General features: G+C 58.2%; 17 protein-coding genes. 11 read left to right on the forward strand and 6 right to left on the reverse strand.

Annotated features, from left to right (window positions below):
* Positions 1 to 65: 65 nt before the first annotated feature.
* A complete protein-coding gene (locus ACR6AS_RS02460; RefSeq protein ID WP_111140557.1) occupies positions 66 to 1,658 on the forward strand; it encodes an ABC-F family ATPase in 1,593 nt (530 codons plus the stop codon).
* Positions 1,659 to 1,942: 284 nt separating this feature from the next.
* Here ACR6AS_RS02460 and moeB read toward each other — a convergent pair whose 3' ends face one another.
* Together moeB and moeA are read right to left on the reverse strand one after the other, a co-directional pair.
* On the reverse strand, positions 1,943 to 2,701 hold the full coding sequence (gene moeB / locus ACR6AS_RS02465) for a molybdopterin-synthase adenylyltransferase MoeB (protein ID WP_111140556.1): 759 nt from the start codon (positions 2,699 to 2,701) through the stop codon (positions 1,943 to 1,945).
* The gene (moeA, locus tag ACR6AS_RS02470) at positions 2,702 to 3,937 is read right to left on the reverse strand and encodes a molybdopterin molybdotransferase MoeA (RefSeq protein WP_434161028.1); all 1,236 of its coding nucleotides are present in this window, start codon (positions 3,935 to 3,937) and stop codon (positions 2,702 to 2,704) included.
* A gap of 255 nt (positions 3,938 to 4,192) precedes the next feature.
* On the opposite strand from moeA, the gene ACR6AS_RS02475 reads away from it, so the two are divergent.
* From ACR6AS_RS02475 to ACR6AS_RS02510, 8 genes are all read left to right on the forward strand, one after another.
* Positions 4,193 to 5,152, forward strand: a complete 960-nt coding sequence (locus ACR6AS_RS02475) for an isoaspartyl peptidase/L-asparaginase family protein (protein WP_111140554.1) — start codon at positions 4,193 to 4,195, stop codon at positions 5,150 to 5,152.
* A gap of 9 nt (positions 5,153 to 5,161) precedes the next feature.
* Positions 5,162 to 7,018, forward strand: a complete 1,857-nt coding sequence (locus ACR6AS_RS02480; protein ID WP_434161030.1) for a dipeptide ABC transporter ATP-binding protein — start codon at positions 5,162 to 5,164, stop codon at positions 7,016 to 7,018.
* A 54-nt stretch (positions 7,019 to 7,072) separates the two neighbouring features.
* Positions 7,073 to 8,605 (forward strand): glutathione ABC transporter substrate-binding protein GsiB, encoded by a 1,533-nt coding sequence (gene gsiB, locus ACR6AS_RS02485; protein WP_434161032.1) that lies wholly within the window; start codon positions 7,073 to 7,075, stop codon positions 8,603 to 8,605.
* Positions 8,606 to 8,651: 46 nt separating this feature from the next.
* Positions 8,652 to 9,581, forward strand: coding sequence for a glutathione ABC transporter permease GsiC (gene gsiC, locus ACR6AS_RS02490; RefSeq protein ID WP_111140551.1), 930 nt, complete (start codon positions 8,652 to 8,654; stop codon positions 9,579 to 9,581).
* Positions 9,578 to 10,483 carry a glutathione ABC transporter permease GsiD gene (gene gsiD / locus ACR6AS_RS02495; protein WP_111140550.1) on the forward strand — a complete coding sequence of 302 codons (906 nt, stop codon included), beginning with the start codon at positions 9,578 to 9,580 and terminating at the stop codon, positions 10,481 to 10,483. Before gsiC ends, gsiD begins: the two co-directional genes overlap by 4 nt.
* 2 nt (positions 10,484 to 10,485) lie before the next feature.
* Positions 10,486 to 10,935, forward strand: a complete 450-nt coding sequence (locus tag ACR6AS_RS02500; protein ID WP_111140580.1) for a DUF4385 domain-containing protein — start codon at positions 10,486 to 10,488, stop codon at positions 10,933 to 10,935.
* 440 nt (positions 10,936 to 11,375) lie between these two features.
* Positions 11,376 to 12,011: a carbonic anhydrase gene (locus ACR6AS_RS02505; RefSeq protein WP_111140549.1), complete on the forward strand. Its 636-nt coding sequence runs from the start codon at positions 11,376 to 11,378 to the stop codon at positions 12,009 to 12,011.
* A 118-nt stretch (positions 12,012 to 12,129) separates the two neighbouring features.
* Positions 12,130 to 13,266: a PQQ-dependent sugar dehydrogenase gene (locus tag ACR6AS_RS02510; RefSeq protein WP_434161035.1), complete on the forward strand. Its 1,137-nt coding sequence runs from the start codon at positions 12,130 to 12,132 to the stop codon at positions 13,264 to 13,266.
* 111 nt (positions 13,267 to 13,377) lie between these two features.
* Here the strand turns inward: ACR6AS_RS02510 and ACR6AS_RS02515 are convergent, their stop codons facing one another.
* Positions 13,378 to 14,034 (reverse strand): HAD family hydrolase, encoded by a 657-nt coding sequence (locus ACR6AS_RS02515; RefSeq protein WP_293773845.1) that lies wholly within the window; start codon positions 14,032 to 14,034, stop codon positions 13,378 to 13,380.
* A 271-nt stretch (positions 14,035 to 14,305) separates the two neighbouring features.
* Here ACR6AS_RS02515 and ACR6AS_RS02520 point away from each other — a divergent pair, with 271 nt between their 5' ends.
* Entirely contained in the window at positions 14,306 to 15,508 is a 1,203-nt protein-coding gene (locus ACR6AS_RS02520; RefSeq protein ID WP_111141209.1) for a serine hydrolase, read from the forward strand.
* A 234-nt stretch (positions 15,509 to 15,742) separates the two neighbouring features.
* Here ACR6AS_RS02520 and ybjG read toward each other — a convergent pair whose 3' ends face one another.
* Together ybjG and ACR6AS_RS02530 are read right to left on the reverse strand one after the other, a co-directional pair.
* Positions 15,743 to 16,348, reverse strand: a complete 606-nt coding sequence (ybjG, locus tag ACR6AS_RS02525) for an undecaprenyl-diphosphate phosphatase (RefSeq protein ID WP_111141210.1) — start codon at positions 16,346 to 16,348, stop codon at positions 15,743 to 15,745.
* A gap of 412 nt (positions 16,349 to 16,760) precedes the next feature.
* Positions 16,761 to 18,449: an aspartate:alanine antiporter gene (locus ACR6AS_RS02530; protein WP_293773849.1), complete on the reverse strand. Its 1,689-nt coding sequence runs from the start codon at positions 18,447 to 18,449 to the stop codon at positions 16,761 to 16,763.
* 259 nt (positions 18,450 to 18,708) lie between these two features.
* Between ACR6AS_RS02530 and ybjM the strand changes: the two genes are divergently transcribed.
* Positions 18,709 to 19,074, forward strand: a complete 366-nt coding sequence (ybjM, locus tag ACR6AS_RS02535) for an inner membrane protein YbjM (protein WP_111141212.1) — start codon at positions 18,709 to 18,711, stop codon at positions 19,072 to 19,074.
* 83 nt (positions 19,075 to 19,157) lie between these two features.
* On the opposite strand, the gene ACR6AS_RS02540 is transcribed toward ybjM, so the two are convergent.
* Positions 19,158 to 19,421: a GrxA family glutaredoxin gene (locus ACR6AS_RS02540; RefSeq protein WP_111141213.1), complete on the reverse strand. Its 264-nt coding sequence runs from the start codon at positions 19,419 to 19,421 to the stop codon at positions 19,158 to 19,160.
* Positions 19,422 to 19,470 lie beyond the last annotated feature (49 nt).

Here is a 19,470-nt window from a genome sequence, read left to right on the forward strand (position 1 = left end):
CGCTGCGTCACATCTGGCATAATAGCCGCCGTTTTTTCATCCATTTCTTCACAAAGGTCAATGCCGTGTTAGTTAGCAGCAATATCACCATGCAGTTTGGCAGCAAGCCACTGTTCGAAAATATCTCCGTTAAATTTGGCGGCGGTAATCGTTACGGTTTAATCGGTGCGAACGGCAGCGGAAAATCCACCTTCATGAAGATTTTGGGTGGCGATCTGGTGCCGACAGGCGGCAACGTCTCTTACGATCCCAATGAACGCATTGGTAAGCTGCGTCAGGATCAGTTCGCCTTCGAAGAGTTCAGCGTTCTCGACACCGTTATCATGGGTCACCATGAATTATGGGAAGTGAAGCAGGAGCGCGACCGTATCTATTCTCTGCCGGAGATGAGCGAAGAAGAGGGATATAAGGTTGGCGATCTGGAGGCGCTTTACGGTGAGATGGATGGCTACAGTGCCGAGTCTCGCGCCGGTGAGTTATTACTCGGCGTGGGCATTCCGGTTGAGCAGCATTATGGCCCGATGAGTGAAATTGCGCCGGGCTTTAAATTACGTGTTCTTCTGGCGCAGGCGCTGTTTTCGAATCCCGATATTTTGTTACTCGATGAACCGACGAACAACCTGGATATCGATACCATTCGCTGGCTGGAGCAGGTGCTGAACGAGCGTGACAGCACCATGATTATCATTTCGCATGACCGTCACTTCCTTAATATGGTCTGCACGCACATGGCCGATTTGGATTATGGCGAGCTGCGCGTCTATTCCGGTAATTATGACGAATATATGACCGCGGCGACCCAGGCGCGTGAACGTCTGTTAGCCGATAACGCCAAGAAAAAAGCGCAGATTGCCGACCTGCAATCGTTTGTCAGCCGCTTTAGCGCCAACGCCTCTAAATCACGTCAGGCGACATCACGCGCTAAACAGATGGATAAAATTAAGCTGGATGAAGTCAAAGCCTCCAGTCGTCAGAACCCGTTTATCCGCTTTGAGCAGGACAAAAAATTGTTCCGTAATGCGCTGGAAGTGGAAGGAATAACCAAAGGGTTTGATAATGGTCCGCTGTTTAAAAATTTAAATCTGCTGCTGGAAGTGGGTGAAAAGCTGGCGATCATCGGGGCGAACGGTATTGGTAAATCGACACTGCTGAAAACGCTGGTGGGTCAGCTTACGCCGGAGAGCGGCAGCATTAAATGGTCAGAGAATGCGCGTATTGGTTATTACGCTCAGGATCACGCCGACGATTTTGCTAATGACCTGACGGTATTTGACTGGATGAGTCAGTGGAAGCAGCCCGGCGATGATGAGCAGACCATTCGCGGTATTCTGGGGCGTCTGCTGTTTTCCCAGGACGATATTAAGAAGCCGGCGAAAGTGCTGTCGGGTGGTGAAAAGGGTCGTATGCTGTTCGGTAAGCTGATGATGGAAAAACCGAACATCCTGATTATGGATGAGCCGACCAACCACCTCGATATGGAGTCGATTGAATCGCTCAATATGGCGCTGGAGATGTATGAAGGCACGCTGATCTTTGTTTCGCACGACCGTGAGTTTGTCAGCTCGCTGGCAACCCGCGTGATCGAGCTGAAAGAGGATCGCGTGATCGACTTCACCGGTAATTATGAGGATTACCTGCGGAGTCAGGGCATCGTCTGATGAAAACGGGGTGGCGCGGGCCACCCCGTTTTTTTTGGCTGATGAGTGGGGCAGCACAGGCTTTTCCCGGTTTAGTTGACCCAGGCTGAGCAATCGGCTGCTCCTGTGCGGGCTTCAGGAAGCATACGCCTTCCGCAAAGACGCAGTAGCGCCATCCCTGGCCCGCTATGCTTTTCTTCAGGCGTATGCTCCCCTGGCTTTGGACATTGAGCTGGCTGAAAAGGGCAGTGCGGGCGATGACATATCCCATCCCTGAGTTGCGCCTGTGGCCGGGCCCACGCAGGTTAAGCCCCATTGCCACAGACTTCACAGTGCGCGTCCTGCGCCACCTTCATGCTGCGGAATTCCGCGCTCATGGCATCGTACATCAGCAACCGGCTGGTGGCGGGTGAGCCAAAGTCGGTCAGCACCTTAATCGCCTCCATCGCCTGCATCGCGCCGACGACACCCACCAGCGGCGCCATGACCCCCGCTTCCACGCAGCTCAGCGTTTGCTCGCCAAACAGGCGGCTGATGCAGCGATAGCAGGGGGTGCCGGGCTGCCAGCTGAATACGCTAATCTGACCTTCCATCCTGATCGCCGCACCGGACACCAGCGGAACCTGCTGCTGACGACAGAGCCGGTTAAGCTGTTCGCGCACCGTAACGTTGTCGGTGCAGTCCAGCACCACCTGCTGTCGGGCAATCAGCGCCAGCAGAGCCGCATCGTCCAGCTGCCCGTTGATCGGACTGAGCTGGCAGTGGGGATTGATGGCGGCCAGACTCTGCGCGGCTGAATCCACTTTGGCACGGCCGATATCGGCATCATGATGCAGGATCTGCCGTTGCAGGTTAGAGTGCGAGACGGTGTCAAAGTCGAGCAGCGTCAGGTTGCCGACACCGGCCGCCGCCAGATAGGGCGCAGCGGCACAGCCCAGTCCACCCAGTCCGACGATAAGGGCATGACTCGCTTTCAGCCGCTCCTGCCCGTCAAAATCGAAGCCGCGCAGGACAATCTGCCGGTTATAGCGCAGCATCTCCTCATCGCTTAATTCGGGCAGCATTTACGCCTCCAGCAGGGTGTTGAAGGGTTCTACTTCCACCCACTCGCCCGGTTCCACGTTGCCGCGATCCCGTTCCAGCACAATGAAGCAGTTTGCCTGAGCGAACGAGCTGAAGACGTGGGAACCCTGCATGCCGGTGGTTTCCACTTCCGGTTCACCCCGGGCGTTCTGCCGCAGGATGCCGCGCTGGAAGTCGAGCCGGCCCGGTGATTTTTTCAGGCGCGAGGCACAGCGCACTTTCTGACGCGGCGGCAGAGCCGGTTTCTGCTGGCCGGTGAGGGTGGCAAGCAGCGGCTGCACCAGCTGATAGAAGGTGACGGCGGCAGAGACCGGATTGCCCGGCAGACCGCAGAACCAGCTGCTGCTGAGGCGGCCAAAGGCAAAGGGCTTACCGGGTTTGATCGCCAGTTTCCAGAAGCTGATGGCGCCCAGCTCTTCCAGCATACTTTTGGTGAAATCCGCTTCACCGACGGAGACGCCGCCGGTGCTGATCACCACATCCGCCTGCCGATCCGCCTCTTTAAACGCGGCGCGAAGCGCGGCGGGATCGTCTTTGATGATGCCCATGTCGATCACGTCGCAACCCAGCTTCTGCAGCATCAGCGACACCGCAAAGCGGTTGGTGTCGTAAATCTCGCCTTCCGCCAGCGGTTCACCGACCGGCCGGAGTTCATCACCGGTGGAGAAAATCGCGACCCGCAGTTTTCGCAGCACGCTGACCTGGGCGATGCCGAGCGAGGCGAGCAGCGGCAGCTCTGCTGCGCCCAGGCGCGTTCCCGCCGCCAGCACCACGTTGCCGGGCTGAATATCGTCACCCGTCAGGCGGATATTCTGTCCCGGACGCACCGGGGCGGTAATCACAATCGCGTTGCCCTCGGTTTCGGTCTGCTCCTGCATCACCACCGCTTCACAGCCTGCGGGAACCGGCGCGCCGGTCATAATGCGGATCACGCTGCCCGCTGGCCATTCACCGCTGAACGGAGCGCCGGCAAAGGCTTTTCCTGCCACGGGGAGCGGCTGACCGCTGCTGGCGTCGGCCAGCCGGACGGCGTAACCATCCATCGCGGAGTTATCAAAGGGTGGCACAGCAATCGGGGAGGTGACGGCACTGGCCGTAATACGGCCGGTGGCCTCCGCCAGCGTCACGCTGAGCGAGTCAGTGATGGGCGTCAGCTGTGACAGCATTTTTTGTTGCGCCTCCTCAAGGGAGATTAAACCTGCGGTAAAGCTTTCCATGAACAGTCCAGCCTGGTGGTTTCAGATGCTGCCTATTATGGTGGGAATTGGCCGCTGAGTCACATCGGTGTCGGCCTGATGCCGCTGTTGTTATGGCAAAAATAACCGGGATGGTAAGAAAAGGTTATAACCCCGGGGAGAGTTTCCGCTTTACAACACTTAGCAGGCTTCCTATAGTCAAAATCCACCCAAAAAAGATGAAACTCATTTTAAATCAGTGTTTTTCGTCCGGATGCAACCACAGGACAGAGCCTTATGGTCAATGCAGTGATCGCCATTCATGGGGGCGCAGGTGCCATCACGCGCTCAGCAATGAGCGCCGAAAAGGAGCAGGCATTTCGTCAGGCGTTACAGGATATCGTCACCCAGGGGCAGCAGATCCTGGCGCAGGGCGGCAGCGCACTTGATGCGGTGACTGAGGCGGTGCGTCTGCTTGAAGAGTGTCCGCTGTTTAACGCCGGAAAAGGCGCGGTGTTCACGCATCAGGGCACGCATGAACTGGATGCCTGCGTGATGGATGGCCGGACGCAGAATGCGGGCGCGGTCGCGGGCGTCACGCGGGTGCGTAACCCGGTGCTGGCGGCGCGCGCGGTGCTGGAACACAGCGAGCATGTGCTGTTTATCGGCGAAGGCGCTGAGCAGTTCGCCCTGGCACAGGGACTGGAGCCGGTGGCGACTGACTTTTTCTCGACGCCGGCGCGCCGGGAGCAGTTACAGCGCGCTCTGAACAGTGATGCTGCGGTGCTGGATCACGATGGCGTCGCGCACAGCGATGACCCACTCGACCCGGACCGCAAGTTTGGCACCGTCGGCGCGGTGGCGCTGGATCTGGCGGGCAATCTCGCCGCAGCCACCTCGACGGGCGGCATGACCAATAAGCAGGCCGGACGGGTCGGCGACTCGCCCCTGCCGGGTGCGGGTTGCTATGCCAGCAACGACAGCGTGGCCGTCTCCTGTACCGGCACGGGCGAAGTCTTTATGCGTACGCTGGCCGCCTACGATGTTGCCGCGCAGATGCGCTACGCCGGACGCTCGCTGCAGCAGGCCAGCGTCAATGTCATTCATGACAGCGTGCTGGAACTGGGCGGCAGCGGCGGGCTGATAGCCGTGGATCGCGCTGGCAACGTGGCGCTGCCGTTTAACAGTGAAGGCATGTACCGGGCCGTGGCGCGGGTCGGCGAAGCGGCGGACGTCGCTATCTATCGCGAAAATTAAGGAGCTGAGATGAGCGACAGGCAAACGTTACCGCCGCTGGCACCGGATCAGGTGCTGGCAGTGCGCGATCTCAGTGTGCGCTTCCGGCACGAAAGCAGCGTGACGGACGCGGTGCGTCACCTGTCGCTCGATCTGTTTCGCGGCGAAACGCTGGCGCTGGTGGGGGAGTCCGGTTCCGGGAAATCAGTGACCTCGCTGGCGCTGATGCGCCTGATTGAGCAGGCGGGCGGAAGCGTCAGCGGCGATGTCCGGCTGCGCCGTCGCAACGGCGAGGTGCTGGATCTGATGCGGGCTTGTACCGCTCAGATGCGGCGGGTGCGTGGCGCAGACATGGCGATGATTTTTCAGGAGCCGATGACCTCGCTGAATCCGGTCTTCTCTGTGGGCGAGCAGATCGCCGAATCAATCCGGCTGCATCAGGGGCTGAGTCACGCCGGGGCGCTGGCGGAGGCGCGCCGGATGCTGGACCTGGTGCGCATTCCCGATGCGCAGCGTGTCCTGTCCCGTTTTCCGCATCAGCTGTCGGGCGGGATGCGCCAGCGCGTGATGATCGCGATGGCGCTCTGCTGCAAACCGGCGCTGCTGATTGCCGACGAGCCGACGACCGCGCTCGACGTGACGATTCAGGCGCAGATTCTGCAACTTATTCGCGTACTGCAGAAAGAGATGCAGATGGGCGTGATTTTCATCACGCACGATATGGGCGTGGTGGCCGAAATGGCGGATCGGGTGCAGGTGATGTATCGCGGCGACGTAGTCGAAAGTGCCCCGGTCGTCGATCTGTTCAGCGCCCCGCAGCAGCCCTATACCCGGGCGCTGCTGGCGGCGGTGCCAAAGCTTGGCTCAATGCAGGGCCAGCCTCTGCCAGCCCGATTCCCGCTGCTGCACGGCAACGCGGCGGATGAGCCCCCTCAGGACACCGTCCGTCGCCAGCAGCCGCCCATCCTGCAGGTGCGCGATCTGGTCACCCGTTTTGATATTCGCGGCGGCCTGCTGAATCGCGTAAAAAGCCGGGTTCACGCCGTGGAAAAAGTCAGTTTTGATCTCTATGCCGGTGAGACGCTGGCGCTGGTGGGGGAGTCGGGCTGTGGTAAATCGACCACCGGACGATCGCTGCTGAAGCTGGTGGCCAGCCAGGGCGGCACCCTGACATTTGATGGACAGCGGATAGACCACCTCTCAGGGGCGGCGCTGGCACACCTGCGGCGCGATATTCAGTTTATTTTTCAGGATCCCTACGCCTCGCTCGATCCGCGGCTGACGGTTGGCTTTTCGATTATGGAGCCGCTGCTGGTACACAAGGTGATGCCGCGCCGCGAGGCCGAACAGCGTGTCGCCGCGCTGCTGGAGAAGGTCGGACTGCTGCCGGAGCACGCTCAGCGCTATCCGCATGAATTTTCCGGCGGACAGCGTCAGCGCATCTGTATTGCCCGCGCGCTGGCGCTGAACCCGAAAGTGGTGATCGCTGATGAGTCTGTTTCCGCGCTGGACGTGTCGATTCAGGCGCAGATTATTAATCTGATGCTCGATTTGCAGCGTGAGCTGGGCATCGCCTTCCTGTTTATTTCTCACGATATGGCGGTGGTGGAGCGTATCAGCCATCGCGTGGCGGTGATGTATCTCGGTCAGATTGTCGAGATGGGGCCGCGTCAGGCGGTGTTTGAGCGGCCTCAGCACCCCTATACCCGAAAACTCATGGCGGCCGTGCCGGTAGCCGATCCGGCTCACCGTCGTCGTGAACGAGCCTTACTGGTCGATGAGATCCCCAGCCCGATCCATGCGTTAGGGGATGAACCTGAAGTGGCGCCGCTGATAGAGGTGGCTCCGGGCCATTTCGTCGCCCGCCATGTTATCAGCGCGACCTGAACAGTGACGATGTCGCCCCGGCGACCAACCCGACAGGGATTACAGGAGAACAAGATGCAGATGACGATGCGTAAAGGGGTAGTGGCGGCTGGCGTGTTGAGCGCAATGACCCTGCCCGCCTGGGCAGCACAGGATGCGGTGATTGCCGTGGCCTCCAGCTTCACCACCCTCGACCCCTATGATGCCAACGACACGCTGTCGCAGGCGGTGGCGAAATCTTTCTATCAGGGACTGTTTGGCTTCGATAAAGAGATGAAGCTGACCAATGTGCTGGCAGAGAGTTATCAGGCGAGCCCTGATGGCCTGACCTACACCATAAAATTGCGCCCGGGCGTGAAATTCCAGGATGGCACCGACTTCAACGCGGAGGCGGTGAAGGTCAACCTCGACCGCGCCAGCAACCCGGACAATCACCTCAAGCGCTATAACCTGTTTAAAAATATCGCCAGCACGGAAGTGGTGGATCCGACCACGGTGAAGGTGACGCTGAAGACGCCATTCTCTGCCTTTATCAACAACCTGGCGCATCCGGCGGCGGCGATGATTTCGCCTGCCGCGCTGAAGAAATATGGCAAAGAGATCGGTTTCCACCCGGTGGGCACCGGCCCGTTTATTTTCGACACCTGGAACCAGACCGATTTCGTTAAGGTGAAGAAGTGGAATGGCTACTGGAAGAAAGGCTATCCGAAGCTGGACAGCATCACCTGGCGTCCGGTGGTGGACAACAACACCCGTGCCGCGATGCTGCAGACTGGTGAGGCGAACTTTGCTTTCCCGGTGCCCTATGAGCAGGCGAAGCGTCTGGAGAGCAACAGCAAGCTCGATGTGGTGACCACGCCGTCCATTATGCAGCGCTACATCAGCCTGAACGTGACGCAGAAACCGTTCGACAATCCAAAGGTCCGTGAAGCGCTGGAGTACGCCATCAACCGTCAGGCGCTGGCGAAAGTGGCCTTCTCCGGTTACGCCACGCCGGCCACCGGCATCGTGCCGCCCGCCATCGATTTTGCCCAGACCTATCCGGCCATCAGCTACGATCCGGCCAAAGCCCGGGCGCTGCTGAAAGAGGCGGGCTATCCGAATGGCTTTGAAACGACGCTCTGGTCGTCCCATAACCACAGCACCGCGCAGAAAGTGTTGCAGTTCACCCAGCAGCAGCTGGCGCAGATTGGTGTGAAGGTAAAAGTTACGGCGATGGATGCAGGTCAGCGTGCCGCCGAAGTGGAAGGCAAAGGCCAGAAAGAGAGCGGGGTGCGGATGTTCTACACCGGCTGGTCTGCATCCACCGGTGAGGCGGACTGGGCCCTGACGCCGCTGTTTGCGACCGCGGCCTGGCCACCGGCGATCTTTAATACCGCGTTTTACAGCAATCCAAAGGTCGACAAAGATCTGGCCGATGCGCTGAAGACCACCGACCGGGCAGAGAAAGCGCGCCTCTATAAAGACGCACAGGACACCATCTGGCAGGACCATCCGTGGATCCCGCTGGTGGTCGAACAGCTGGTTTCTGCCAACAGTAAAAACCTCAGTGGTTTTTATGTGATGCCCGATACCTCATTCAATTTCGATGAGGCCACTCTGAAGTAACGGAGCCGGCCAGCCCGTGTGGCTGGCCGCAGCTGCAGGATGTTACATGCTTAACTATTTTCTCAAACGGCTCTTAGGGCTGATCCCCACGCTGCTGATTGTGGCGGTGCTGGTGTTCCTGTTTGTCCATCTGCTGCCGGGCGATCCGGCACGTCTGATTGCCGGACCGGAAGCCGATGCCTCGGTGGTGGCGCTGGTGCGTCAGGAGCTGGGGCTGGATCTGCCGCTGCCGCAGCAGTTCGGGCACTTTATGCTGAACGCGCTGCAGGGCGATTTTGGTCAGTCGATGGTTTCGAAGCGGCCGGTTGCCGAAGAGATCGCCACACGCTTTATGCCGACTCTGTGGCTGACGCTGGCCAGCATGGTCTGGGCTGTGATCCTGGGTATGGCTATCGGCATCATCTCCGCCGTCTGGCGTAACCGCTGGCCTGACCGGCTGGGCATGACGCTGGCGGTGTCGGGCATCTCCTTTCCCGCCTTTGCGCTGGGGATGCTGCTGATGCAGGTCTTCTCAGTGGAGCTGGGCTGGCTGCCCACCGTCGGGGCGGAGAGCTGGCAGCACTACATCCTGCCCTCCATTACCCTGGGTGCGGCGGTGGCGGCCGTGATGGCGCGCTTTACCCGCGCCGCCTTTGTCGAGGTGATGCAGGAAGATTATATGCGTACCGCCCGGGCCAAAGGGGTCCGGGAGTCGCTGGTGGTTGTGAAACATGGCCTGCGCAACGCCATGATCCCGGTGGTGACGATGATGGGGCTGCAGTTCGGCTTTCTGCTGGGCGGCTCGATCGTCGTCGAAGTGGTGTTTAACTGGCCGGGTCTGGGGCGTCTGCTGGTGGACTCGGTGGCGATGCGCGACTATCCGGTGATTCAGGCCGAAGTGCTGCTCTTTTCGCTGGAGTTTATTCTGATCAATCTGTTTGTCGACATGCTCTATGCGGTGATCAACCCCGCTATTCGCTTTAAGGAGTCGCGATGAAAAACTGGCGACGTGAAGCGGCACTGAAAACGATGCCGCCCATCGCGGAGAACCGGGTGCGTACGCCGTGGCGTGAGTTCTGGCGGCGCTTCAGGCGTCAGCCGGTGGCGATGCTGGCGGGAGCCTTTGTCCTGCTGCTGATTGTCCTGGCAGTGATCGCGCCGTGGATTGCCCCTTATGATGCAGAAAACTACTTCGATTATGACCGGCTTAATGACGGGCCGTCGCTGATGCATCTGTTTGGCGTCGATTCACTGGGGCGCGATATCTTCAGCCGGGTGCTGGTGGGTACGCGCATCTCCCTGATTGCCGGCTTCTTCTCGGTGGTGATCGGCGCGCTGATTGGCACGCTGTTCGGGCTGCTGGCAGGCTATTACGAAGGCTGGTGGGATCGCATCACCATGCGCATCTGCGACGTGCTGTTTGCCTTTCCCGGCATCCTGCTGGCGATTGCGGTGGTGGCGATCATGGGCAGCGGCATGAGCAACGTGATTGTGGCGGTCGCGATTTTCAGTATCCCGGCCTTTGCCCGTCTGGTGCGCGGCAATACGCTGGTGCTGAAGCATCAGACCTATATCGAGTCGGCGCGCAGTATCGGGGCCTCAGACTGGACCATTCTGATGCGCCATATCCTGCCCGGCACCGTCTCGCCGATCGTGGTCTATTTCACCATGCGGGTCGGCACCTCGATTATTACGGCGGCCAGCCTGTCGTTTCTCGGCCTGGGGGCGCAGCCGCCCACGCCGGAGTGGGGCGCGATGCTCAATGAGGCGCGGGCCGACATGGTGATCGCCCCGCACGTCGCCATTTTCCCCAGCCTGGCGATCTTCCTCACTGTTCTGGCATTTAATTTACTCGGCGACGGGCTGCGCGACGCGCTTGATCCTAAACTGAAACGATGACAATAAAACCTTTTGATTATGACCAGGACTTCAGCACGATCGACTTCCGCCAGCATCCCGAACGTTATCAGGTCGGGCGTGGCGAGCAGGGTGTGCTGATGGTCGAGCCCTATAAGAGCGAAATCCTGCCGCACTGGCGATTTCGTACCGTTCCCATTGCTGAAGCGTCGGCAGAAAAGATCATGGCGCTGTTTGAGGCGTACCGGCGTCAGGATGATTTTGTTGGCATGGATATGGCCCGCAAATTTATCCAGATGGGCTACACCCGAGCGCGCCGCTACAGCAACCATAAAGGGGGACGAAAATATGATGCCGACGGCAGGGAGCTGCCGCGCGGCGTCAACGAAGAGAAGGCGGCGGCGGCGGCAATTTTCAAAAGCTACTGGGACAGACTGCGTGAGGATGAGGACTACCTGCGCCGCAAGAAGGCGCACCAGCAGCAGTATGGCTAACGGCGGAACCGGCAGGCTCTTTTCCTCCGTGCACGCGACGCCTCTGGCCGTGCGTCTCTGCATTCTCCTCTTTTCGCAGCCCCCCATGACCGTCTGAGCCAGCCACGCTGTCAGGGCCAGGGTGGCGCATAAAACGTTCCCCTGCGACCCTCCACGGCGTAAAGTAGTGAAAAAACGCGTAAAAGCCCGTCACCTGACCGGGAGAGCGATGAGGCAGGATTGCATCCCCTCATGTCCAGTAACCTGCGGTGCTGTAAAAAGAAATTGGCGCGAAAGCCTCTGAACGGCGGATAAGCGAAACGCTGACCGCCGTGGCGTTTTCGCGCTTACTGAAAAACGCGGGTTGATATTCACTTGTTTTCATTAATAATAAACCGGCTAACCCCACTGAGGGGGCTATGCCCCTCAGGTAATGAAATGGATAATGTGAGAGCTAAATAATGAAAGAGATCATCAACGGATTTCTGAATTTCCAGCAGAATGTGTTTCCTGAAAGGAAGGATCTTTTCAAAAGCCTGGCGTCAAATCAAAATCCGAAAGCGCTGTTCATCTCCTGTTCAGACAGCCGTCTGGTGCCTGAACTGGTCACGCAGCAGGAGCCAGGAGAGCTGTTCGTTATCCGCAATGCGGGCAACATCGTTCCCTCTTTTGGTCCCGAGCCAGGCGGTGTCTCGGCCACGATCGAATATGCCGTGGTGGCGCTGGGCGTGTCTGACATCATCATCTGCGGTCACTCCAATTGCGGCGCGATGAACGCTATCGCCTCCTGCGCCTGCATGGATACCATGCCTGCCGTTGAGCACTGGCTGCGCTACGCTGATGCGGCGAAAGCCGTGGTCGAGCAGCGTGAGTATGACTCGCCAGAGAAGAAGCTGAACGAGATGGTTAAAGAGAACGTTATCGCTCAGCTCAACAACATCAAAACCCATCCTTCGGTTTCCGTTGCGCTGCGTAACGGCAAGCTGCGCCTGCACGGCTGGGTTTACGATATCGAAAGCGGCACCATTATGGCGCTGACCCAGGGCGGCAAGCAGTTCATCACCCTGTCTGACAACCCTGACACCTGCTTCGAATAGTGCCTCTTGCCCGCTGCAACCGGCAGCGGGCTTCCTGTTTAATCTTTTGTAAATCCTCAGGTTCACTGCACGGCGCGTGACTACGCTTAAGGGCACGCTATCCCGTCAGGAGAACCCTATGTCCCGTCTTTCAACTATCCTGCTGCTAGGCAGCACGCTGTTCTGCGTCTCGCCGCTGTTTGCCGCTGACGTCAACGTGGAGGTATTGCAGGATAAGTTACAATATCCATGGTCGGTTGCCTTCCTGCCCGATAATAAGACCCTGCTGATTACTGAACGCAGCGGCCAGCTGCGCAGCTGGAACCCGCAGGAGGGGCTGTCGCAGCCGATCGGGGGCGTGCCTGCGGTCTGGGCAGAGCGGCAGAGTGGCCTGCTGGATGTGGTGCTGGCACCCGATTTCGCCACCAGTCGTCACGTCTGGCTGAGCTACACCGAAGCGAACAGCAACGGCAAAGCGGGCGCGGTGGTCGGCGTGGGCACGCTGAGCCAGGATAACCGCAGGCTTAACGATTTCCGCGAGGTGATCCGTCAGATGCCACAGCTCTCCAGCGGCAATAACATCGGCACCCGGCTGGCATTTGATACCCAGGGCTACCTCTGGATCGCCTTTGGCGACAACTTCGTCAGCAGCGCAGCGCAGGATCTCGATAAGCTGCAGGGCAAACTACTGCGGCTTAACGCGGATGGCAGCGTGCCGGACGATAATCCGTTTGTGAAACAGCGTGGTGCGCGGCCAGAGATCTGGGCGTATGGCCTGCGTAATCCGCAGGGGCTGGCGCTTAATCCCTGGACCGGGATGATATGGGAGAGTGAGCATGGCCCGCGCGGCGGCGATGAAGTGAATATCATGGGCCGGGGAAAAAATTATGGCTGGCCACTGGCAACCTACGGCATCGATTACAGCGGTGATAAGGTGCCGGAGTCGCAGGGCACTCACGTTGCGGGCACCGAACAGCCTCTCTGGCACTGGAAGGTGTCGCCCGCGATCAGCGGCATGGCCTTCTACAACAGCGCCCGTTTTCCGCAGTGGAAAAACTCGCTGTTTATCGGCGCGTTAAAAGAGAAAAACCTGATCAGGCTGACGCTCAACGGCGAAAAAGTGGTAGAGGAGCAGCGCCTGCTGGACGATCAGAAGGCGCGGATCCGCGATGTGCGACAGGGGCCGGATGGGTATCTCTATGTGCTGACCGATGAGGCCAATGGTAAGCTGCTGAAGGTGGGTTTAGCGCAGGATGCTGGCGCGTCACGCGGCTAATCGCCTGTTTTATCTGTCAGTCCGGGCCGGACAGTGTTCACCCTCCCTGCGTGCAGGACGGGCTGTTTTGCGCGCTTCCTGCCCGGACCGTTTGCCAGTGCAGACTTCAGGTCAGCGCGACCAGTGGCAGACCTGCCATCCACGGTTAACGGCTTCCTGATGCAGTTGTTCATCCGGGTTGATGACATGGGCGTGGTCGGCCTGCTCCAGCAGCGGCAGATCGTTCATCGAATCGCTGTAGGCCCAGGTGCGATCGAAGATCTCATCCTGCTGCAGCGCTTTCCAGTCGCCCAGCCGCGTCACTTTGCCCTGTTTGTAGGTCATAGTGCCGTAAGTGTTGCCGCTGTAGCGTTCGTCGACGATCTCCACGCCAATCGCCAGCGCGCCGCAGGCACCCAGTTTCTCCGCAATCGGCACCACCAGATGTTCACCGCTGGCGGAGATGATCATCACTCTGTCACCGCGCGCGCGATGCCACTCAATCCGTTCACGGGCGGCAGGGAAGACGCGGGGCAGGATGTCACGATGGATAAAGCGGCGCACCCAGCCTTCGACGGTCAGCGTTGCCATACCGGCCAGCGGGGAGAGGGTTGTGTTCATATACTCTTCAATCGACAGCGTACCGGCATAATAGTGACTCATTAATGCCTGTTCCTGATCGATCAGTTCGCTGGGGGCGAAACCCTGTGAGACCAGCCAGCGCAGCCACAGACTGGTGCTGTCTTCACAAATCAGGGTTTCATCGAGATCAAAAAGGGCTAAGTCCATGGTCGGTCTCCTCGGCTGAGTGGCTTTCAGGTTAGCCGAAAATTGTGACGGGCTTAACTCTTCTGCGAAAAATCGGAATTTCACGCAGTTCTGATGGCGCTACTATGGTGGCTGAGTACCCTGCAGCGGCGACCCTGTCAGGCTGATTCGACCGAACTTTAAAAAACTTTACGATTCGACGGTTTTTTTCGCCGCCGCCAACGGTTAGCGTTTGAGTGAGAATTTTCTGCCTCGGGAATTTCGTTTCAACAAGGACAATCCGGCCAAACCCATGACAAACACTCGCTTTACATCTCGCCTCCGGCACCTCGCTGCCACCTCCATACTGATCCTTGCCCCCGTCAGCGTATTTGCTGAGCAGGCCCCCGCCGCGCCAGGCATCGACGCGAAGGCGTGGATCCTGATGGACTACGCCAGCGGCAAAGTGTTAACCGAATCGAGCGCCGATCAGCGTCTCGACCCCGCCAGCCTGACGAAAATGATGACCAGCTACGTCGTCGGTCAGGCGATCAAGGCGGGCAAAATCAAGCCGGATGATATGGTCACCGTCGGTCAGGATGCCTGGGCTACCGGCAACCCTAAGCTGCGCGGCTCTTCGCTGATGTTCCTCAAGCCGGGCGATCGCATCCCGGTACACGAGCTGAATAAAGGTATCGTGATCCAGTCCGGCAATGACGCCTGTATCGCGCTGGCGGACTATGTGGCGGGCAGCCAGGACTCCTTTATCGGCCTGATGAATAACTACGTGAAGGCGATGGGGCTGCAGAATACCCACTTTATGACGGTGCACGGTCTGGATGCCGAGGGGCAATACAGCACCGCGCGCGACATGGCGCTGATTGCGCAGGCCCTGATCCGCGATGTGCCCGAAGAGTATGCGCTGAACAAAGAGAAAGAGTTTACCTTCAACAAAATCCGCCAGATTAACCGTAACCGCCTGCTGTGGAGCACCAACCTCAACGTGGATGGTGTCAAAACCGGGCATACTTCCGGCGCGGGCAATAACCTGGTGGCGTCGGCCACCGAAGGCGACATGCGTCTGATCTCGGTGGTGCTGGGCACCGCCAGCGATGCAATCCGCTTCCGGGAGAGCGAAAAGCTGCTGACGTGGGGCTTCCGTTTCTATGAAACCGTGACGCCGATTAAGGCCGATGCGCCTTTTGCGCAGCAGCGGGTCTGGTTCGGCGATCGCAGCCAGGTCAATCTGGGCGTGGCGAAAGATGCCGCGCTGACCATCCCGAAAGGGCAGATGAAGAACCTCAAGGCAAGCTACAAACTCACTACGCCGCAGCTGGAAGCGCCGCTGAAGAAAAATCAGGTGGTCGGCACCATCGATTTCCAGCTGGATGGGAAGACGATCGAACAGCGGCCGCTGGTGGTGATGCAGGATGTGCAGGAAGGGGGTTTCTTCAGCCGGATGTTTGACTTCGTGATGATGAAGTTCAACGGCTGGTTCGGGAAGTGGTTCTCATAAGTGAACAGGGACGCTGAGGCGTCCCTGCACCGGTGTAATTTCCCGATCAGAATCTGGTAACAGCGCAGGCGTTTATTATGCAGGTAATCGGGTCAGATGAGGAAAGCGGCCTGCGACAGTAACAGCACTTTCGCCTCCTTCCAGCCTGATCCCATTTCCGGTGCGGGCGTCACCTTACCGCCAGATGACGCCCCTTTTCCCGACAATCCAGGGGGACGCTATCGCGTCCCTTTCTTAATTCTGCGTCCAGCCTTTGCGAATCGGCACGGCAAACAGCGCCCGATAGAGCGGGTTGATCACCGCCAGCAGGCGTTCGCCGTAGAACTGCCACGCCAGATGCGAAGCCAGACAGCTCAGCAGACCCACCAGGAAGCCGCCCAGCATATCCATTGGCCAGTGCACGCCCAGATAGACCCGCGACCAGGCGATCGCGCAACCCACCACCATCAGCACTACACCTGACCAGAGGCGATGCCAGAAGATAAAGGCCAGCGCAAAGGTAAAGATGGTGGTGCCGTGATCGCTGGGATAGGAGTCATCGGCAGCGTGATGCAGGAACTGATAACCGAAACCAATGGCGAAAGGGCGGGGATGCGGTAACAGCTGGCCGACACACCAGGAGATTGCCAGCGCATAGATCAGCGCCATACCGGTTTTCAGGACCAGCACCCGCTGTGAAGAGACCTGATCGCGCGGGCCCCAGAGCCACATCGCCACGATTAACAGCGGAACGATAGCGATCAGATCTTTGGCAATAAAGGTCGCCAGGTGCAGTAACCAGGCAGGCGATGCTGGTGTGGCGTTGATGGCAGTAAACAGGGCGTGATTCAGCTCTTCCATTTCGGGATAAATTCCTCAGCAGGCAGTGCGGTTAACGACAGCGGACGACATGGCGTCGGCCCGCCCGATAACCACGGCAAAAACGATCGGCGACAGCGCGCTCCCCCAATTAATCAGCACAAATTGCTAATCAAACAGCGATCCATCCTGCTTTTAACGGCGCAGTTCGTCCATAGAAAGGCTCTTAATCTGGGGGGAAGTTGTGGAATGGTTTAAGTTTTATGACGGTTCAGAGACAGTAAGATGAGGAGCAGGCGGCGTCAGCGCAGGCTGGCGGCGAAAAAAAGCCATAAAAAAACCCGCCGGGAAAAAGACCAGCGGGCTCCACAATTTGGGGATTTTCAAAGAAAAGCAGTGGCACTTATTATGACTGCGGCTTAACAATAAAGTTCTGGACGCCGTCAAAATAATTTTATAAGGGCAATATCGGCCAGATAATCACAATCAGCGTGCCTGCCAGCGTCAGTAACACGTTGGCGATGGCATAGGTTCCGGCATAGCCCAGCGCCGGAATATTACTGCGCGCCGTGTCGCTGATGATCTCCATAGCGGGCGCGCAGGTGCGTGCGCCCATGATAGCGCCGAACAGCAGGGCGCGGTTCATCCGCAGCACGTAGGCCCCAAACAGATAGCAGATGATCACCGGCACCAGGCTGACCAGCAGCCCGCACAGCAGCATCAGCGCACCGTCGCTGCTGATGCCGTGATTAATGCCGCTGCCGGCACTCAGGCCGACGCCCGCCATAAATACCATCAGGCCGAACTCTTTAACCATCGTCAGGGCGCCCTGCGGAATATAGCCAAAGGTCGGATGGTTGGCGCGCAGGAAGCCGAGCATGATCCCGGCGAACAGCAGGCCCGCCGCGTTGCCGATACCAAAACTGAAGTTGCTGAACTGGAACGTAATCAGCCCAATCATCAGCCCGACAATAAAGAAGGCGCAGAAGGCCAGCAGATCGGTCATCTGACTGTGAATGGCGATAAAGCCGATGCGATCGGCCACGCTTTTCACCCGTCGCGCCTCGCCGCTGACCTGCAGCACATCCCCTTTGTTGAGCATGATGCTGTCGTCAATCGGCATCTCAATCTGACTGCGGATAACCCGGTTCAGGAAGCAGCCGTGATCGGTGAGATTTAACTTGCTCAGGCGCTTGTTCACCGCATTGTGGTTCTTCACCACGATCTCTTCGGTGACGATGCGCATATCCAGCAGGTCGCGGTCGAACACCTCTTTGCCGTTGCGGAAGCTGGGGTCAAGCCGGGCGTGGGCATCGGGATAACCGACCAGCGAAATATCATCGCCGAGCTGCAACACCGCATCTCCGTCGGGGCTGGCAAGAATCCCGTTGCGGCGGATGCGCTCAATGTAGCAGCCGGTCTGACGATAGATACCCAGCTCGCGCAGGTTTTTGCCGCCGCTCCACGCCACCAGCTCCGGGCCGACACGATAAGCGCGGATCACCGGCAGGAAGACTTTGCGCTGGCTGTCGGCATCCAGGCCACGCTCACGGGCAATCTGCTGGGCGCAGGTCGGGAGATCCTGATGTTGCAGGCGGGGCAGGTAGCGCGCGCCGAATATCAGGCTGACCAGCCCGATCAGATAGGTCACGGCATAGCCGAGACTCAGCTGATCCTGCATCATGCCGAGCTGTTTCGGATCGCCGATGCTCTGTCGCAGGGTGTCGCCCGCCCCGACCAGCACCGGCGTAGAGGTCATCGACCCGGCCAGCATCCCCGCGGTGAGGCCGATATCCCAGCCAAAAAGTTTGCCCAGTCCCAGCGCCAGTAATAGCGCGCTGACCACCATGACGATGGCGAGCATGAAATAGTTTTTGCCGTCGCGAAAGAAAATAGAAAAAAAGTTAGGGCCGGCTTCCACACCTACACAAAAAATAAACAGCATAAAGCCCAGACTCAGGGCATCCGTATTGATGGTGAAGTGCTGCTGGCCTAATAACAGGGAAACCACTAATACCCCAATTGAATTTCCCAGCTGAACCGAACCAAGGCGCAACTTACCCAGACAGAGGCCGAGCGCTAAAACGACAAATAATAACAAAATGTCGTTTCCGCTTAACAATCCTGCGACGTTAATATTCACTGTTTAACTTCTTGTTTACATGTAACCTGTTGAAGAGTGGCCTGTTTTTCGCTATCGTGAGCAGGCCGTTGAGGAACCGTTGTATCAGCACTGCAAAGGGAACCTTGAGTGCGGCGCTATTCTAATCACAAATATCATCCTCAGCCATTGGCTCTTTCTTTTCGTTGCCACGGCGAACTGTTTCTTTTTATTTCCATCTGAACGCATCAGGGTTAACAAGCAGGTTATTGTCAGAATTACTTTTACTCAGTGGGGTGATATGCCGCAGCGTTCTTATCTCTGGACTACCCGCCTGTGCGGCGTAGTGCTGTACAGTCTGGTGTTTGTCTTTACCTGTCATTTCTGGCAGGTCGGTCCCGGCCCGCTTCGGGGTCAGCCCGAACTTCTACTTTTTATGTTACCCGGCATTGTAATGGCCCTGCTGCAGGTGGAAAGCCCGTTAAAAAGCACGCTGATGATGGGGTTGTGGGGAACGTTGCTGGGCGCACTGCTGTTAAATAACAGCCTGTTTGTTCACAGCAGCCCACTCTTTGTGCTCGCCTGGTGCCTGAGTGCACTCTTCTGGGCGGGCTGCGGTGCTCTGCTGGTACGGCTGATGCAGATCGTGATGGCGTCATTGCATTAATCGCTGCCGCTCATTTCCGGCGGACAAAGAAAAAGGCGAGACAGGATTTCCTGCCTCGCCTTTTCTGTTTCTGAGATCACGGCTTACGCGACAAAGCCCAGATTTTCTTTGGTCCAGGCGGCAAACTCGGTATAGCCACCGATATGCTTCTCATCCACAAAAATCTGCGGCACGGTGCTGACCGGTTTACCGGCGCTTGCTTCCAGATCGGCTTTGGTGATGCCTTCCGCCTGAATATCAACATACTGGTAGCTGAAATCATCACGTTCAGCCGTCAGTTTATCGGCCAGTTCATGAGCACGGACACAGTAGGGACAGCCGGGACGGCCAAAAATTACAGCAATCATTGAGAACTCCTTACAGCGGCTATTATGTGATGGGTATCACACAACAAAA

This window comes from Pantoea phosphatilytica (genome assembly GCF_051025615.1).
Classification (GTDB): Bacteria; Pseudomonadota; Gammaproteobacteria; order Enterobacterales; family Enterobacteriaceae; genus Pantoea.

Coding starts and splice junctions, on each gene's coding strand:
- moeB (WP_111140556.1), bottom strand. CDS start 2,701: ATGCTGCCCGAATTAAGCGATGAGGAGATGCTGCGCTATAACCGGCAG.
- ybjG (WP_111141210.1), bottom strand. CDS start 16,348: ATGGAAGAGCTGAATCACGCCCTGTTTACTGCCATCAACGCCACACCA.
- moeA (WP_434161028.1), bottom strand. CDS start 3,937: ATGGAAAGCTTTACCGCAGGTTTAATCTCCCTTGAGGAGGCGCAACAA.
- ACR6AS_RS02475 (WP_111140554.1), top strand. CDS start 4,193: ATGGTCAATGCAGTGATCGCCATTCATGGGGGCGCAGGTGCCATCACG.
- gsiB (WP_434161032.1), top strand. CDS start 7,073: ATGCAGATGACGATGCGTAAAGGGGTAGTGGCGGCTGGCGTGTTGAGC.
- gsiC (WP_111140551.1), top strand. CDS start 8,652: ATGCTTAACTATTTTCTCAAACGGCTCTTAGGGCTGATCCCCACGCTG.
- ACR6AS_RS02505 (WP_111140549.1), top strand. CDS start 11,376: ATGAAAGAGATCATCAACGGATTTCTGAATTTCCAGCAGAATGTGTTT.
- ACR6AS_RS02540 (WP_111141213.1), bottom strand. CDS start 19,421: ATGATTGCTGTAATTTTTGGCCGTCCCGGCTGTCCCTACTGTGTCCGT.
- ACR6AS_RS02520 (WP_111141209.1), top strand. CDS start 14,306: ATGACAAACACTCGCTTTACATCTCGCCTCCGGCACCTCGCTGCCACC.
- ACR6AS_RS02515 (WP_293773845.1), bottom strand. CDS start 14,034: ATGGACTTAGCCCTTTTTGATCTCGATGAAACCCTGATTTGTGAAGAC.
- ybjM (WP_111141212.1), top strand. CDS start 18,709: ATGCCGCAGCGTTCTTATCTCTGGACTACCCGCCTGTGCGGCGTAGTG.
- ACR6AS_RS02480 (WP_434161030.1), top strand. CDS start 5,162: ATGAGCGACAGGCAAACGTTACCGCCGCTGGCACCGGATCAGGTGCTG.
- gsiD (WP_111140550.1), top strand. CDS start 9,578: ATGAAAAACTGGCGACGTGAAGCGGCACTGAAAACGATGCCGCCCATC.
- ACR6AS_RS02510 (WP_434161035.1), top strand. CDS start 12,130: ATGTCCCGTCTTTCAACTATCCTGCTGCTAGGCAGCACGCTGTTCTGC.